The following is a 16,022-nucleotide window of genomic DNA, read 5'->3' on the forward strand; positions in this document are numbered from 1 at the left end:
CCATGATAGATGCTAAAATACTTGTAGTAGATGATACCAAAAGTGTATTGAGCGCTTTAGAGATATTATTACAGTTTGAATATAAAAGTGTACAAACAATATCGAACCCTAACCTGCTTACCTCTTTCCCTAACCTACAGGAAATTGATATCATATTATTAGATATGAATTTTTCTGCGGGAGTGAATACCGGCAATGAGGGCTTATATTGGCTACGAGAGATAAAAAAGAAAGCTTCACATATATCGGTAATTATGATGACGGCTTATGGTGCCGTAGAACTTGCTGTAGAAGCAATTAAAGAAGGTGCTACCGATTTTGTACTTAAACCTTGGAACAACGAACGACTATTAACTACCGTAAAATCTGCCTACGAGCTTAGAAAGTCGCAGAAAGAGGTACAGCATCTCAAACAGAAAGAGAGTAATTTGAAGCAGGTTATCAATCAGAATTCAAATTACATTATCGGGAATTCTAAAGCGTTGAACAGTGTTTTAAACCTCGTGCAGAAAGTTGCCAAAACAGATGTAAATATTTTAGTTACTGGCGAGAATGGTACAGGAAAAGAACTAATCGCTCGCGAACTGCATAAATCTTCGTCTAGAAATAACGAGGTTTTTATCTCGGTAGATATGGGTTCCATATCAGAGAATTTATTCGAGAGTGAACTTTTTGGTCATGTAAAAGGGTCTTTTACAGATGCTAAAGATGACCGCGCAGGTAAGTTTGAAGCTGCCAATGGCGGTACACTCTTCTTAGATGAAATTGGTAACCTTTCTTTACAAATGCAGGCAAAACTATTATCTGTTATTCAAAATAGGGTTGTTGTACGTGTGGGATCAAACAAGCCTATCACTGTTGATATTAGATTAATATGTGCTACTAATGGTAATTTAGAACAAATGGTTTCTGACGGATTGTTTCGTGAAGATCTTTTATACCGAATAAACACCATACAAGTACAGGTACCTGCATTGCGAGATCGAGATAATGACGTGTTAGTATTATCAGATTTCTTCTTGAAAAAATTCGCCAACAAATACGGTAAGCCCAACTTAAAAATAAATCAATCTGCACAAGAGAAATTAATGACATACCCTTGGCCTGGTAATGTTAGAGAGCTTTTGCATACCATGGAGCGTGCGGTTATACTTTCTGAAGGAAATGTATTAAAACCAACCGATTTTCTATTGGACACCAAAACTACGGTAACCATTGAAGGCGGACCAAAAACTCTTGAAGAAATGGAACTGGTGATGATCAATAAAGCATTAAATGACCATGAAGGAAATTACAGTGCTGCTGCCGATCAATTGGGTATTTCGAGACAAACGCTTTACAATAAACTTAAAAAATCGGGTAAATAATGGTCAGCAAAAGTATATACTATCAGCTTGTTTTCAGAATCATTCTGATAGCCGTTTGTGCACTACTCACCGCATTTCTGTTTTTTAAAGAACATTACCTGCTCAGTGTTATTTTTAGTCTCGTTTTTATAGGACAGACATACGGACTCATACATTACGTGAATCAGACCAATAGAAAAATTGCTTATTTCTTTGATGCCATAAAGAATGAAGATTTTACCTTACGTTTTCCAGAAAAATTGAGTGTAAAATCTATTGAAGAACTCAACCAAAGCTTAAATATGTTGAATGGTATGATTCAAGATATTCATGTAAAAAAACAGGCACAAGAGCAGTATTATCAAGAAATATTGAGACAAGCTGATATTGGAATATTCACTGTCAATGACAAGGGGCATATTTTATATGCGAACCCCACGGTACAAAACTTATTAAATTACAGGCCCTTAAATCATGTTAAGCAATTAAAGCAAATAGACCCTAATCTCTATAGTCTATTTGAATCTTTAGAGCCTTTTGAAAGCACGCTATATTCTTTAGGAAATGAACGAGGTAAAAAAGAATTGACTCTAAAGTGTACGCCAATTGCTATTGAAGGTAAGCAGTTATTATTGGTCATTGTTCATGATATTCAAAAAGAATTAGATGATAAAGAAACTGATTCTTGGGTGAAACTAATTCGTGTTCTAACCCATGAAATCATGAATACCATTACTCCGATTACTTCTATTTCTGAGTCTATCTTAAAATACTTTAAAAAAGGAAATGTGCTTTCTACGCCCGAAGAATTTGGAGAACTTCAAATAAAAAATTCGGCAAAAGGTTTGGAGGTTATCAAAGAACAAGGAAATGATTTAATGAGTTTTGTACAGTCTTACCGCACATTTTTAAGTGTACCTGAACCTGATCGAGAATTAATACCCGCTAGCAAGATTTTAGAAAAAGTTCGGTTGTTATTGCAAGAGTATACCAACGGACATAATATTACCTTAGAAGTATCATCTGAACCTGAAAAACTAGAACTTTATATTGACGAAAAACAGATTACCCAAATACTTTTAAACCTTGGCAAAAATGCCCAACAAGCGCTTGAAAGTCAAGATGAGGGTAGCATCATTATAAAAGCTGAAGAAGATGTGCAGGGTAAAAAATATATTACGGTTACCGATAACGGCCCTGGGGTTTCTGCGGAGTTATTAGATGAAATATTTGTTCCGTTTTTTACCACTAAAAATACTGGAACAGGAATCGGTTTAAGCTTAAGCAAGCAGATTATGCGAATGCACGGTGGGTCAATTAGGGTAGTATCTACTGAAAAGACAACATTTACCCTAACATTTCAATAGCGCTATAATTCTGCTTTGAGCTCTGTAAATGGATCCCAAAAGTAATTTTCTAATTGAATTATTTGCAAGTCTTTAATTACTACTCCCTCACCTTCTAACAATTGTTGCATGAGATTAGTGCCGTCAAAATGATGTTTACCGGTAAGTAATCCGGCTTTGTTGACTACTCTATGCGCAGGAATATCATCCATATTGTGCGATGCGTTCATTGCCCAACCTACCATTCTTGCACTGCGGGCCGCACCTAAATATTTGGCTATTGCACCGTAAGATGTTACACGCCCCTCTGGTATTAACCGCGCTACCTGATATACTCTTTCAAAGAAATTCTCATTTTCAGGTTTCATCAGCTACATCCGTTTAATTAAACAATCTAAAAGCGGTAATTACAAATAACAATACCATTAATCCGCTTAAAATAAAATTACTGTTCTTAGAGAACGACGTTGTTTTATGCTCCCACTTATTAAAATAGATCACATATAAATACATGGCAAGAAAAGTACCACTGCCTGCTGCCAGAATAAACAAAACCTCATCTATGATTTTGAAGGTCATAAATCCTTGAGAGTGAAAAACCGTATTTAATCCGCTATAATAAGGTATCGCCAAAAGATTAATAAGTGCCAAGAACACTCCTTTAGAAAAACTATTTCGTTTTTTGGTTTCGGTAAGTATTAATGGCTTATTCTCTTGCTTTCTACCCTTTATAAAAAAGACAATTGCCAGTACAAAAAAGATACCTAATGCCAATTGTAGCAATACTTCTATTACATGCTGGTTTCTAGATATTAGTTTTGCAATCCGTACCCCAACATATGTTTGTAGCATAACAGCTAGTGCTACACCCAAACCAAAAATTATTCCATTTGTTTTTCCCTTTTCTACACTTGTCTTTGCTGCATTTAAATTCAGCAAACCAGGGGGTAGTGATGCGAAGAAGGCCGCACCAAAAGTGAATACAAATAAAATAGGTAATTGTTGCATTGAATCAGTTTACCTTGAACCTAATAAAAGTAATAGGCTTTCCTTTTTCAAGATACTGATTTTCGTAGAAAGTCTGTATTTCTAAAACTTCTTTAGGGCTACCCTCATTCTTATACACATCATGGTTGGCATAAAGCACCTCTAACCCTAGACCGTGAAGTAGACCTAACGTATACCCATGCATGAACTCACTATCTGTTTTAAGATTCACGGTTCCTTCAGGTTTTAGTACTTGTTTGTAGCGCTCTAAAAATACAGCATTGGTCATACGGTGTTTGGTACGCTTATATTTTATCTGTGGATCTGGGAAGGTGATCCAAATTTCAGATACCTCTTCTTTACCAAAAAGATGATCTACCAATTCGATTTGAGTTCTTATAAAACAAACATTTGGTAAATCTCCTTCAATAGCCTCTTTAGCTCCTTTCCAGAATCGGGCGCCTTTTATATCAATTCCGATAAAATTCTTATTCGAAAATTTTTTCGCCAAACCAACGGTGTACTCTCCTTTACCACAACCCAATTCTAAGACAATAGGGTTATCATTCTTAAAATGGGTATTCCACTTTCCTTTCAACGGAAAACCGCCTACCACTTCTTCTCTTGTTGGTTGAATTACGTTTGAAAACGTCTCGTTTTCTTGAAATCTCTTTAATTTATTTTTACTTCCCACAATTATTACATCTAAACTGTGGCAAATCTAAGAAAAAAGAGAGGGTTAGCGATTATTGTACTTCCTCTATTTGAACGATACTTTTCTCTAGCGTAAAAGAAAACTCCGATCCTACCTCTACCGCACTTTCTACATAAATTTTTTCACCGTGTGCTTCAATTACATGTTTTACAATGGCTAGACCCAGGCCAGAGCCACCTTCGCGACGGCTACCACTTTGATCTACCCTATAAAAACGTTCAAAAAGTCGAGGAATATGAACCGCAGGTATGCCTTCACCATTATCAGTTACTCTTACAATTACCTTATTCTTGACCAAGTCTTCTACACTTACTTCGGTTGTACCATTGTCATTACCATATTTAATGGAGTTGACCAATAAATTTGTTAGCACCTGTTGTATCTTTTCTTTATCTGCAAAAACAAATATGGGATCAACATATTCCATATCGAAAGTCAAGGTTATATTTTTCTTGGCCGCTTTCATCTCTAACAGGTCGAATACACTTTGTATTAAATCTATAATATCGAACGAATGCTTTTCAAGAGTAAGGTGCCCAACTTCTAACTTGGTTATTAAATCTAAATCTTTTACAATATAAATTAATCGATCTACCGCTTTATTGGCTCGTATTAAATACTTCTTACGAACATTTTTATCGTCAATTGCACCATCTAACAAAGTTTCTAGATACCCCTGAACAGTAAATAAAGGTGTTTTAAGCTCATGAGAAACATTACCTAAAAAGTCTTTACGATATTCTTCACGAATCTTTAAGGTGTCTATTTCAATTTTCTTATCCTTCGCAAATTTTTCAATTTCCGCAGTTAAGGTTCTCATGTCAGTAGTAACAGGGTACGAGAGTATAGTACTAGATTCTAACAACTCTACATCGTCATAAATTTTCTTGATTCGTTTGTAGATGAATTTTTCAATTCTTAATTGTAAAGTGATAAAAGAAATAATAAAAAAGAACAACGCTGCAAATAGCAGAATACTCCAATTAATAGTACTAAATCGCCATTGTAATAATGCTAGCACAGCTATGCCAATTATTACAATATAAAGCGATGATCGAAACGCAAAACGATATGATTTTCTTGAACGAACTTTTGCAGCCATTTAGAGTACAAACTTATATCCTACTCCCTTAACGGTCTTAAAATGGTCTTCTCCAATTTTTTCGCGAAGCTTTCTAATATGCACATCAATGGTTCTACCACCGACAACCACTTCATTACCCCATACTTTATCAAGAATCACTTCTCTTTTAAATACTTTACTAGGTTTTGAAGTTAATAAAGCTAGAAGTTCAAATTCTTTTCTTGGTAAAATGATTTCTTTACCTTTCTTGACAATCTTATATTCTTCTCTATTAATAATGATATCGCCTACCTGAGTTATATCTTCTTGAGCGTTTTCTTCATTCTTAATTCGTCTTAGTAGTGCATTCACCTTACTAACCAACACTTTTGGTTTAATAGGCTTTGTAATATAATCATCTGCACCTGCATCAAAACCGGCTACTTGAGAATAATCTTCTCCCCTGGCTGTTAAGAAGGTAATAATAGTATTTTCCATACCAGGAGTTCTTCTTAGAATCTCACAAGCTTCAATACCATCCATCTCTGGCATCATTACATCTAGTATAATAAGGTGTGGCATTTTCTTTTTTGCCTTAGCTACACCATCGGCACCATTTTTAGCGGTGTACACATCGTACCCTTCGGCAGATAAATTGTAGGCCACTATCTCTAGAATGTCTGGCTCATCATCAACTAAGAGTATCTTAATGTCCTTCTTTTTCATGGTATTCAAATTAGATTGATTCGCTCAAAAGTAAAGATAATACTATTACTGTAACGCCACTTAACATTGATTTAATGTAGTAACGTTTACATAACATTAACAAAATAAATGTTTAACATGGATCTAACCCGAACATTACAACCTCTCTGTTTCTTTGCCGCTGATTAAAGAATCGATATATCTAATGAACAAGTTACTATTTTTTACATTCCTTTTTATCTCTATTATTTCTAGTGCACAAGACACAGGAAGCATTGTTGGAACACTTACCGATAAAGAATTAAACAACGAACCATTACCATTTGCCAACGTATTATTAAAAGGTACTACTAAAGGAACCACTTCTGATTTTGATGGTTTATATGAAATATCAGCTATTGAGCCTGGTACATATACCGTATCTTTTAGTTACTTAGGTTACGAAACAGTTGAAATACCAAATGTTGAAGTTATAGCAGGTAAGGTAACAACTATAGATGTTCCCTTAAGTGCATCTCAAGGTGTTTCTTTAGATGAAGTTACCGTAACTACAGTAGCTCGCAAAGATTCTGAGACAGCGTTATTACTAGATCAAAAAAGAGCTATCGAAATTAAAGAAAGTATTGGTGCCGTTGAGCTAGCTAAAATTGGAGTATCTGATGCTGCTACAGCCACTACAAAAATATCAGGTGTATCTAGCAGTGAAGCTTCCGGAGATGTTTTCGTTAGAGGATTAGGTGATAGATATTTATCTTCTACATTAAATGGTCTTCCTGTACCTTCTGACGATATTGATAAAAAGAACATTGACCTTTCTTTATTTCCTACTCGTGTTCTTCAAAACGTAAGTATCAGTAAAACGTACGGAGTAGATGGATCTGCTGATCAAGCTTCAGGTAATGTTAACATTACTTCTAGAGAATTAGCTGGTTCTAGTGAACTTGCAATTGGGGTTTCTGGTGGTGTAAATTCAAACGTTATAAAAAGCGGAGTTTATGATAATTTCAGAATATCACCAAATTCAAAAAATACAACATTTGGTTTCTACGACCAAAACCTTACTACGCAACAATTAATTACCAAGCAAGGTTGGAATACTTTACGACAAGAAAATCCGATGAACTATTCTATGTCAATTGCTGCTGGCAAGAAAATAGCCGACAAGCTTGCTATATTCTTCACAGCTTCTCATTCTAGATCTTTTGAGCATAGAGAAGGAGTCTTTAGACAATACCGTTCTAACTTTATTGATGATTCAATTACCGATGCAACAATGTATCAAAAGAAAATTGTAAACACTGGTTTGTTAGATATTACCTATTTAGCCAACGCTAAGAACAAAATTAAGTCAAGCACCTTTTTCGTTAACAAACTAGATGAAAATGTTTTTGAAGGAGGTCGTAACGGCGAGGCAACAATCTTTGAAGAAACCAGCCCAAGCGAAGGTCTTTTTCAATTCATTAGAGACCAGAACACTAAACAAACCAGATTATTAGTAACACAATTAATAGGTAGACACCAAATTGGTGAGAAAAATACGCTGCACTGGGCCGCGGGTTATAACCTTTTAAATGCCGATGAGCCAAACAGAATTAGAAACGAAGTCAATTTTGATCCAGATGGCACGCTTGTTCAACTTGGTAGAAATGGTGGGTTTCAACAACGTAAATCAAGTCAAAAAATTGAAGACAATGAATACAGTGCGTACTTAAAAGATGAATTAAAAATTATTGATGAGGAAAAGCAAAATTTCAAATTAAACTTTGGTGTTTCTTACAGAAATAAAGAACGTGATTTTAGTTCTGAATTCGTTGGTGTTGAAGAAGTTAACACTAATGCGGTTAACCCACCATCCATAGATGATTTAGGCAGTATTTTTCGTCAATCTTATTTTGATGCAGGATTATTAGAAATCAATCTTTTAGGTTCTAACGCAAATAATGAAAGAAAAGATATTTACTTGGGTTCTTTAGAGTCTAAAGCTGCATTTTTCGCTTTCAATGTAGGTCTGGAAAAATGGAACTTTGATGCTGGTTTACGTTTTCAAAAAGATGAGATTAAAGTGGCCTATGACATTGGCAATCTTTCACCTAGAACAGGAGATAGCAATCAAGATTACAGTAACTTCTATCCTAGCTTAAATGTCAAGTATACTATTAACGAACTAAATGCTTTACGTTTAGCAGTAAGCCGTACGATTACATTACCAGAATTTAAAGAAATTGCACCTTTTAACTATGTTTCTCCTACTGGTCAAATAACAAGAGGTAATCCAGACTTAATAGCTTCAAAAGACATCAATTTAGATTTAAAATGGGAATACTTTCCATCTGCGGCTCAACTAGTTTCTGTTGCTGCATTCTATAAAGACATAGCTGACCCAATTAACAGAGTTAGAGAAAGAGGTTCTGCAGGTATCTTCTCTTACTTCAACTCTGGCGAGAAAGCTGAAATTTTTGGTCTTGAAGCAGAAACTAAATTAGATTTAGTAACGCCTACTTACAACGATGACGATGGTTCAGAATCAGGCTACAACCTTAATATGGTTCTTAATGTAACCCGTATGTGGCATCAACAAGATTTAAAAGAAATTTACGACGAGGAAGGTAATTTACTAAGAAGTTTTCAATACAAAGGTATTACCAAAACAGAACTTCAAGGTGCTTCTGATTGGATTTTCAATACTAGTTTAAATTATGATACTGCTGGTGACAATCCTTTTGCGGCATCTATAAATGCAAATTATGCATCAGACAAAATTTATTCTTTAGGTGTACCTACTGACCAAACCAATAGAGACATCTTTTATGATGACGCTATCGTTGAAAATGGTTTCGTAGTCTTAAATGCCCAAATCAGTAAAGAATTTGGTGAGCATATTAAAGTAAGCCTTACAGGTAAAAACTTATTAAATCCAGAAATAAAACAAACACAATTAATTCGCAACCCAGTAACTGAAATAGAACTAGAGCAAACTGTTAGCTCTTACTCTACCGGTATGGGAATAAGCTTAGGGCTTAATTACAAATTCTAATTAGAAACACTCAATACTCACTAATCTTTAATTTTAATCTTTTAAAATGTTTATTATGAAATTGAAAACGAAAAATTTTGTAAAAGTTTTTGCTCTTGCAGCAGCTATTACCTTTGCCAGTTGTAGCAGTGATGATAATGATCCAGATAATGGACCAGATGCTGTAGCACCGACTTGTACCGATGGTATAAAAAATGGTGATGAAACAGGAGTAGATTGTGGTGGATCTTGTACTGCTTGCGAAGTAACAAACCCAGAAGAAAGTACTGTTTTAACAGGAGAATTAACTGAAGAAAGAACACTTGATGCGACTAAAACCTATTCATTAGAAAAAAATTATAGTATTGAAGCCGGAGCTAAATTAATTATACCTGCAGGAACCGTAATCAACGCAACTGTTGAAACAGGTGACGAAACTGAAACTTACATTGTCATACAAAGAGGTGGTGAAATAGATGTACAAGGTACAGCTGCTGCTCCAGTAACTATGCAATCTACAGGTGGTCAACCTGGTCAATGGGGTGGTCTAGTATTATTAGGTGATGCAACTACCACCGAAGGTGTTGATGCAACTGCTGAAGTTGGCAACTTTAAATATGGTGGATCTACAAATGATGATAATTCTGGTTCAATTTCGTATTTGATTATAAAGCATGCAGGTGCTCAAATTGATGCCAATTCACAATATAACGGTCTTACGCTGTATGCTGTAGGTTCAGGTACAACTATTGACAATGTTGCTATGATCGACGGTGATGATGACGGTGTTGAGTTTTTTGGCGGAACTGTTTCTGCTTCTAACTTATACTTCGAAAACAACCAAGATGATTCTATTGACTGGACAGAAGGCTGGAACGGTACTGTTACCAATGCATATGTTCTTCATACTAAAGAAGGTTTCTCTACTGCGGTTGAAGCTGATAAAGCAAACGGAAATCCAAAGCTAATTAACTTTACTGCTGTTTCTACAGTAGGTGGTACTGCTTTACAATTTAAAAAGACTTCTGGAGCGACAATTACCGGACTTTCTTTGAGTGGTTACGAAACTTCAATTGATATGAAAGACGATGGTCCTTTGGCTAACGTAATTATAGAAGGTGAAGCTGGTAACCCAGATACTAGCTACAATGCAAATGCAACAGTTGATATCGCAATTTTTGATTGGGTTAATACAGATGCAGCTGTTGGTAGCAGCATTTTAACAGGTAACTTAACTAGCGACCTTACTTTAGATGCAGGTATAAACTACTTCTTATCTAAAAACCTTAGTGTTGAAGATGGCGCTACGCTTACAATACCTGCAGGCACAAAAATTACTGCTCAGGTTGAGTCTGGCGACGAAACTGAAACTTATATTGTAGTACAAAAAGGCGGTATGATTTCAATAGAAGGTACTGCAGCTAACCCAGTAGTTATGACTTCTACAAATGATAACCCTGGTGATTGGGGCGGATTAGTGATTTTAGGCGATGCAACTACTACTGAAGGTGTAGATGCAACTGCTGAAGTTGGAAACTTCAAATATGGTGGTACTACTGATGATGATAATTCTGGTTCAATTAGCTACTTGATAATTAAGAATGCTGGTGCTCAAATTGATGCTGAATCTCAGTACAACGGACTTACACTTTACGCTGTAGGATCTGGAACAACTATTGACAATGTTGCTATGATCGATGGTGAAGATGACGGAGTTGAGTTCTTTGGCGGAACTGTTTCTGCTACTAACTTGTATTTCGAAAACAACCAAGATGATTCTATTGACTGGACAGAAGGTTGGAACGGTACTGTTACAACGGCATACGTATTACATAGCGAAGAAGGTTTTTCTACTGCGGTTGAAGCTGATAAAGCAAACGGGAATCCGAAGTTAATTGACTTTACTGCTGTATCAACTGTTGGAGGGACTGCTTTACAATTTAAAAAGACTTCTGGAGCTTCTTTAACAAATGTTAGCCTAGTTGGTTACACAACTAACGTTGATATGAAAGATAACGGTCCATTAGCTAACGTACTTGTTGACGAGACTGCACTTACTACAGCTGAAGATGATGTTTTTAATGGAACTGCTGTAGATGTTGCAATTTTTACTTGGGCAACTGGTAACTAAATAACAAGATTATAATTTAATTAAAAGCCCGCAAATTGCGGGCTTTTTTTGTTTAGAATAATTCTTACAATTAAAGACTACACGCTACTTAAAACCACAATAAAATAGGTAGTTAAGGTCATAAATAGTGTATTTCATCGATTATATTGCATTTCATCGATCTTTTCACAATATCTACTCTTACAAAAATAAAAAGGACTGTTAAATTCCTATATTTGTGGCATAGCATTTGTAACCAGCTATATATGAAGCACCTTTACCTAATCATCTTCTTTTTTGTTATTTCCTTCAGCTATGGACAAAGTACCCAAAGCAATGGAGATATTGATGGTTTTAGTATGTATCCAAATCCGGTTACTACAGGTAAAGTTTATATTTCTACCAACCTTAACGCACCTAAAGAAATTTTCATCTACGATGTATTTGGTACATTATTATTGAAGACTACTATTTTAGGTAAAGAATTGAATCTTTCTGATTTAGACTCTGGTGTTTACGTATTGCGTGTTCTTGAAAAGAACAAGATGTGCACACGTAAGTTGATTGTTAAGTAATAACTCCCTCTCTCTTTCTCGGTATTTTTAAAATTCACTATCGGTTAACTACACGTTTTTACGACGAATTACTTCGACTTTCTCATTGACCTACAAAAAATTTGGTTTCACAACATTTTCGGTGTTCAAGTTACACTTAACCATACCTTTGAAGTGTTGATCCCAAATCAATATCAAATGAAGAAAATCTACTTTATGCTATTTATGGTAGTCTCCGTTGGCTTATACGCCCAAGACACTATAGATATAAACGACCTACGTAACGATGAAATTGCCGGATTCAAATTATACCCCAACCCAGTAATTGCTGATGTTGTTTATTTAACAACACAGAAAAACAGTATAAAAGAAGTTAGAGTTTATGATGTATTCGGAGAGCTAGTCTTAACCGAAAAATTGTCTGCAAAGGCTATGAATATATCTAGACTTTCACCTGGCGTTTATGTTGTTCAAGTAACTGAAAACGAAAAATCAATTACCCGTAAGCTAGTGGTGAAATAAATAACCTACATATGTTCATCTCAAAACAATTAAAATAATTTGGTTCAGTACCTTTGCCTTAATTGGTACCGAACATGAAGCATAATGCTATTTTTGATATACAAACAGAAGGGGATTTTCTAACCCAAGCATTGCGTATATTCAAGCTTCAATACGACAACAACGCAGTCTACCACGATTTTTGTACTTATTTAAATGTGAAACCAGATGCTGTTCAAACTTTAGAACAAATTCCTTTTTTACCTATAGAATTCTTTAAGTCTAAAGAAATTCTTAGCACGACCAATACACCAGAAATAACATTTACCAGTAGCGGCACAACAGGTAATGAAACTAGTAAGCACTTTGTTACCGACTTAAGTCTATACGAGCAGAGCTACCTAAAGGCTTTTAACCACTTTTACGGCGATATTGCCGACTATTGTGTTCTTGCTCTTTTACCATCCTATTTAGAACGTACAGGCTCTTCTTTGATTTATATGGCCGATGATCTGATTAAAAAATCGCATCACCCAGAAAGCGGTTTCTTTTTAAATGAATACGAACAACTGCACGAGCTACTACTTGAGCTTCAAAAAACGGACACTAAAATATTGATTATAGGTGTTTCTTTTGCTTTGCTTGAGTTTACCGAGCAATACCAAATGTCTTTAAACAATACCATTATTATGGAAACTGGTGGTATGAAAGGTCGTAGAAAAGAAATTGTACGCCAAGAATTACATCAATTACTATCAACAGGATTCGGAGTTCAAAATATACATTCTGAATACGGAATGACAGAACTTTTATCGCAAGCATATTCTCAAGGAAACGGCGTTTTCGATTGCCCAGCTTGGATGAAGATTTTAGTACGAGATACCGAAGACCCACTTAGCTATTTAAACAATGGCAAGTCTGGCGGAATCAATGTAATCGATTTGGCAAATATCAATTCTTGCTCCTTTATCGCTACTCAAGATTTAGGTAAAATAAACCAAGACGGCACTTTTGAAATTATCGGAAGATTCGATAATTCTGATATTAGAGGGTGCAATTTGATGGTACTGTAGGTTATTACATTTATACGTTTTACAAAAGCGCTACGTTGTTTACTTAAGATATTTCTTACTTATACCATATTTAACGTAAACAAGAATTAATGCGCCTTCATATTTATATCTTTCTTTTCTTACTTGCATCTCTTTTCGCAAACGCTCAACAAGCAAAAAAAACCTCAACTCCTAATTGGGTTACTCCTATATCAATTACAAACAAAAAAGACGCTAAAGAAGAAGGCGCCTACAAGTACTTGTTATTAGATTATCAAGATAATTTAATTAAAAAAGAACAGTTTGTTCACTATGCTTTTAAAATTTTGAATAGTGATGGTATTCAGGAAATGTCTGACATTAGCGCATCTTACGACCCAGAATATCAAACAATAGAATTCCATAAAGCACAAGTTATTCGAAATGGTGAAATCATTGATAAATTAAAAAAATCATTTATAAACACCTTTCAAAGAGAAACCAATTTAGAACGTTCACTATATGACGGGTCATTAACTTCTGTTATTAACCTATCAGATATTCGTGTTGATGACATCATTGAATATTCTTACTCTATCAAAGGTTTTAATCCCATAAATGAAGACAATTATTCTAACCTTATCTATGAGGAATATACCACACCAGTTAATAGTGTTTATAATAGAATTTTAACCGATTCTAACAACCCCATCACATATAAAACGTTTAACGGCGCTAATGAACCGAAAGTAAATAACACCACTTTAGGCAAAGAATATACTTGGATAAATAATAGTGGTGAATATGTAACTTATGATAGTAACACCCCTTATTGGTATAACTCACAAAAGCGTATTTCTGTATCAACCTTTAATAATTGGAAAAGTGTCGTAGAGTTAATGACGCCATATTACAAATTTCCTAAAGAACATTTGAAGAACCCTATAACTATAGATAAAGAGCTAGATTCTAAACAAGATGTTATTATCAAGCTTATTAGGTTTGTGCAAGATGATATTCGCTATTTAGGGTTTGAATCTGGTATTGGAGCCTTTAAACCTACTAAACCTGATGTCGTATTAGATCGTAGATACGGCGATTGCAAAGACAAATCTTTACTACTGGCGACTTTATTACAAAACCAAGGTGTTAGTTCTTTTCCTATTTTGGTCAACACAAAATCAAGTGAAAATTTAGATAAATTTTTGCCTAGCCACCTAATGTTCGACCATTGTATTGTCTACTTCGAACATGGCGGTGAGGAGTATTTCGTAGACCCTACTATTTCTAGCCAAGGCGGTAACCTTTATCATTTATACACACCCGATTATAAAAAGGGACTACTACTAAAAGAGGGTAGTACAGCATTAAAAAAGATACCGCACAAAACTAATTCGCGTATTAGAATTGTTGAAGATATAACCGTAAACAAAATTGGCGGTGACGCGAAATTTGAAGTAAAAACAGAATACTTTGGCAGTAGAGCAGATAATACCAGAGCCTATTTTAAAAACAATAAGGAAGAAAGTATAAATAAAGAATATCTAAATTTCTATAGTAGTTTATACCCTTCAATTTCTTCAAGTGAAAAAGTAACTTATTTAGATGACTCAAGACCATGGGAAAATATATTTACCACAAACGAATACTATGATATTGAAGGTCTTTGGAGCACGATAGAAAACGATGAAACTATCTACTTTGATACCAATTCACTAGTCTTAGACGGATTAATTAGCTACAATAATTCTTTAGAAAGAGAAATGCCATATAGTGCTGGAGCTCCTTTTAGTTTTACACAAACTACACGCATATTATTACCAGAACCTTGGTCATTAAATTTAAAAGACATCAAAATAGATAATGATTATTACAGCTTTTCGAAGACGATTAAGCAAACAGGGAACATGATAACTTTAAATTATGAATATGAATTAAAGAAAGATGTTATACCAGCTGCCGATACACGATCATTTATTAAAGAACATGACGATCTTAGAGATAAAATTGGATTACAACTAACCTATGGCGATAACGAATCGGAGTCGGGAATTAGTTGGTTATCCATTTTTATAATGTTATTATCAACTGCATTAAGCATCTTTTTCGCTATTAAACTTTACAAAAGCTACAACCCAAAAAAGGACGAAGAAGCATCTTTACCCGGACAAGAATTTGGAGGCTGGTTAATTCTTCCATTAATCGGTTTAGTTCTGACACCTGTTATACTCATTTATAATATTTACCAAAATGGGTATTTTGATAAAACTATTTGGGACGGTTTCGAATATGCCGGTTATGAAAATGCAAAAATGCTAGAAGCATACTTAGGTTTTGAGCTCTTCTATAATTTTACCTTCTTAACATTCGCTGTATTAACCATACTCTTGTTTTTACAAAAAAGAACAGCTGCCCCAAAAATGATGATCATATTTTATGGTTGCAATTTGGGTATTACGTTAATCGAAAGCTTTCTTATGAATCAATTCGATATTCCCGACCCTACAGCAACTTCAGATATTTTTAAAGCCATTATTTCTTCTGCTATCTGGATACCTTATTTTCTGAATTCTGAAAGGGTTAAAAATACTTTTGTGAATACCTATAGCAATAAGGAGTCTGAAATTGAAGAATTGCAATTAAAAATATAA

13 protein-coding genes are annotated in these 16,022 nt (G+C 34.8%); 8 read left to right on the forward strand and 5 right to left on the reverse strand.

The window, feature by feature from the left end:
* The first annotated feature begins 2 nt into the window (after positions 1 to 2).
* Both Q4500_RS04960 and Q4500_RS04965 read left to right on the forward strand, forming a co-directional pair.
* Complete coding sequence (locus tag Q4500_RS04960) at positions 3 to 1,367, forward strand: sigma-54 dependent transcriptional regulator (RefSeq protein WP_303598625.1); 1,365 nt, start codon at positions 3 to 5, stop codon at positions 1,365 to 1,367.
* Positions 1,367 to 2,713: a PAS domain-containing sensor histidine kinase gene (locus Q4500_RS04965; protein WP_303598626.1), complete on the forward strand. Its 1,347-nt coding sequence runs from the start codon at positions 1,367 to 1,369 to the stop codon at positions 2,711 to 2,713. The genes Q4500_RS04960 and Q4500_RS04965 overlap by 1 nt, the downstream gene beginning before the upstream one ends.
* Before the next feature lie 2 nt (positions 2,714 to 2,715).
* Here the strand turns inward: Q4500_RS04965 and Q4500_RS04970 are convergent, their stop codons facing one another.
* The 5 genes from Q4500_RS04970 to Q4500_RS04990 are packed head-to-tail and all read right to left on the reverse strand — an operon-like array spanning position 2,716 to position 6,183.
* Entirely contained in the window at positions 2,716 to 3,060 is a 345-nt protein-coding gene (locus tag Q4500_RS04970; protein ID WP_303598627.1) for an MGMT family protein, read from the reverse strand.
* A gap of 13 nt (positions 3,061 to 3,073) precedes the next feature.
* On the reverse strand, positions 3,074 to 3,700 hold the full coding sequence (locus Q4500_RS04975; RefSeq protein ID WP_303598628.1) for a LysE family transporter: 627 nt from the start codon (positions 3,698 to 3,700) through the stop codon (positions 3,074 to 3,076).
* A 4-nt stretch (positions 3,701 to 3,704) separates the two neighbouring features.
* Complete coding sequence (gene trmB / locus Q4500_RS04980; RefSeq protein WP_303598629.1) at positions 3,705 to 4,373, reverse strand: tRNA (guanosine(46)-N7)-methyltransferase TrmB; 669 nt, start codon at positions 4,371 to 4,373, stop codon at positions 3,705 to 3,707.
* Positions 4,374 to 4,425: 52 nt separating this feature from the next.
* Complete coding sequence (locus Q4500_RS04985) at positions 4,426 to 5,496, reverse strand: cell wall metabolism sensor histidine kinase WalK (RefSeq protein WP_303598630.1); 1,071 nt, start codon at positions 5,494 to 5,496, stop codon at positions 4,426 to 4,428.
* On the reverse strand, positions 5,497 to 6,183 hold the full coding sequence (locus Q4500_RS04990) for a response regulator transcription factor (RefSeq protein WP_303598631.1): 687 nt from the start codon (positions 6,181 to 6,183) through the stop codon (positions 5,497 to 5,499).
* A gap of 184 nt (positions 6,184 to 6,367) precedes the next feature.
* Between Q4500_RS04990 and Q4500_RS04995 the strand changes: the two genes are divergently transcribed.
* From Q4500_RS04995 to Q4500_RS05020, 6 genes are all read left to right on the forward strand, one after another.
* Positions 6,368 to 9,196: a TonB-dependent receptor gene (locus Q4500_RS04995; RefSeq protein WP_303598632.1), complete on the forward strand. Its 2,829-nt coding sequence runs from the start codon at positions 6,368 to 6,370 to the stop codon at positions 9,194 to 9,196.
* A 55-nt stretch (positions 9,197 to 9,251) separates the two neighbouring features.
* Positions 9,252 to 11,306, forward strand: coding sequence for a hypothetical protein (locus Q4500_RS05000; protein ID WP_303598633.1), 2,055 nt, complete (start codon positions 9,252 to 9,254; stop codon positions 11,304 to 11,306).
* A 245-nt stretch (positions 11,307 to 11,551) separates the two neighbouring features.
* Positions 11,552 to 11,860 carry a T9SS type A sorting domain-containing protein gene (locus Q4500_RS05005; protein WP_299322013.1) on the forward strand — a complete coding sequence of 103 codons (309 nt, stop codon included), beginning with the start codon at positions 11,552 to 11,554 and terminating at the stop codon, positions 11,858 to 11,860.
* Positions 11,861 to 12,037: 177 nt separating this feature from the next.
* Positions 12,038 to 12,361, forward strand: a complete 324-nt coding sequence (locus tag Q4500_RS05010) for a T9SS type A sorting domain-containing protein (protein ID WP_303598634.1) — start codon at positions 12,038 to 12,040, stop codon at positions 12,359 to 12,361.
* A gap of 74 nt (positions 12,362 to 12,435) precedes the next feature.
* Positions 12,436 to 13,413, forward strand: coding sequence for an acyl transferase (locus tag Q4500_RS05015; RefSeq protein ID WP_303598635.1), 978 nt, complete (start codon positions 12,436 to 12,438; stop codon positions 13,411 to 13,413).
* A gap of 89 nt (positions 13,414 to 13,502) precedes the next feature.
* Positions 13,503 to 16,022, forward strand: coding sequence for a DUF3857 domain-containing protein (locus tag Q4500_RS05020; protein ID WP_303598636.1), 2,520 nt, complete (start codon positions 13,503 to 13,505; stop codon positions 16,020 to 16,022).

Origin of the sequence: Maribacter sp. 1_MG-2023 (genome assembly GCF_030547005.1) — a bacterium.
In the GTDB taxonomy this organism is placed as follows: domain Bacteria; phylum Bacteroidota; class Bacteroidia; order Flavobacteriales; family Flavobacteriaceae; genus Maribacter.

Excerpts from the sequence above, each read along its gene's own strand:
- Q4500_RS04995 (WP_303598632.1), top strand. The coding sequence starts at position 6,368 with ATGAACAAGTTACTATTTTTTACATTCCTTTTTATCTCTATTATTTCT.
- Q4500_RS04975 (WP_303598628.1), bottom strand. The coding sequence starts at position 3,700 with ATGCAACAATTACCTATTTTATTTGTATTCACTTTTGGTGCGGCCTTC.
- Q4500_RS05005 (WP_299322013.1), top strand. The coding sequence starts at position 11,552 with ATGAAGCACCTTTACCTAATCATCTTCTTTTTTGTTATTTCCTTCAGC.
- Q4500_RS05015 (WP_303598635.1), top strand. The coding sequence starts at position 12,436 with ATGAAGCATAATGCTATTTTTGATATACAAACAGAAGGGGATTTTCTA.
- Q4500_RS05000 (WP_303598633.1), top strand. The coding sequence starts at position 9,252 with ATGAAATTGAAAACGAAAAATTTTGTAAAAGTTTTTGCTCTTGCAGCA.
- Q4500_RS04985 (WP_303598630.1), bottom strand. The coding sequence starts at position 5,496 with ATGGCTGCAAAAGTTCGTTCAAGAAAATCATATCGTTTTGCGTTTCGA.
- Q4500_RS05020 (WP_303598636.1), top strand. The coding sequence starts at position 13,503 with ATGCGCCTTCATATTTATATCTTTCTTTTCTTACTTGCATCTCTTTTC.
- Q4500_RS04965 (WP_303598626.1), top strand. The coding sequence starts at position 1,367 with ATGGTCAGCAAAAGTATATACTATCAGCTTGTTTTCAGAATCATTCTG.
- Q4500_RS04990 (WP_303598631.1), bottom strand. The coding sequence starts at position 6,183 with ATGAAAAAGAAGGACATTAAGATACTCTTAGTTGATGATGAGCCAGAC.
- Q4500_RS04970 (WP_303598627.1), bottom strand. The coding sequence starts at position 3,060 with ATGAAACCTGAAAATGAGAATTTCTTTGAAAGAGTATATCAGGTAGCG.
- Q4500_RS05010 (WP_303598634.1), top strand. The coding sequence starts at position 12,038 with ATGAAGAAAATCTACTTTATGCTATTTATGGTAGTCTCCGTTGGCTTA.
- Q4500_RS04960 (WP_303598625.1), top strand. The coding sequence starts at position 3 with ATGATAGATGCTAAAATACTTGTAGTAGATGATACCAAAAGTGTATTG.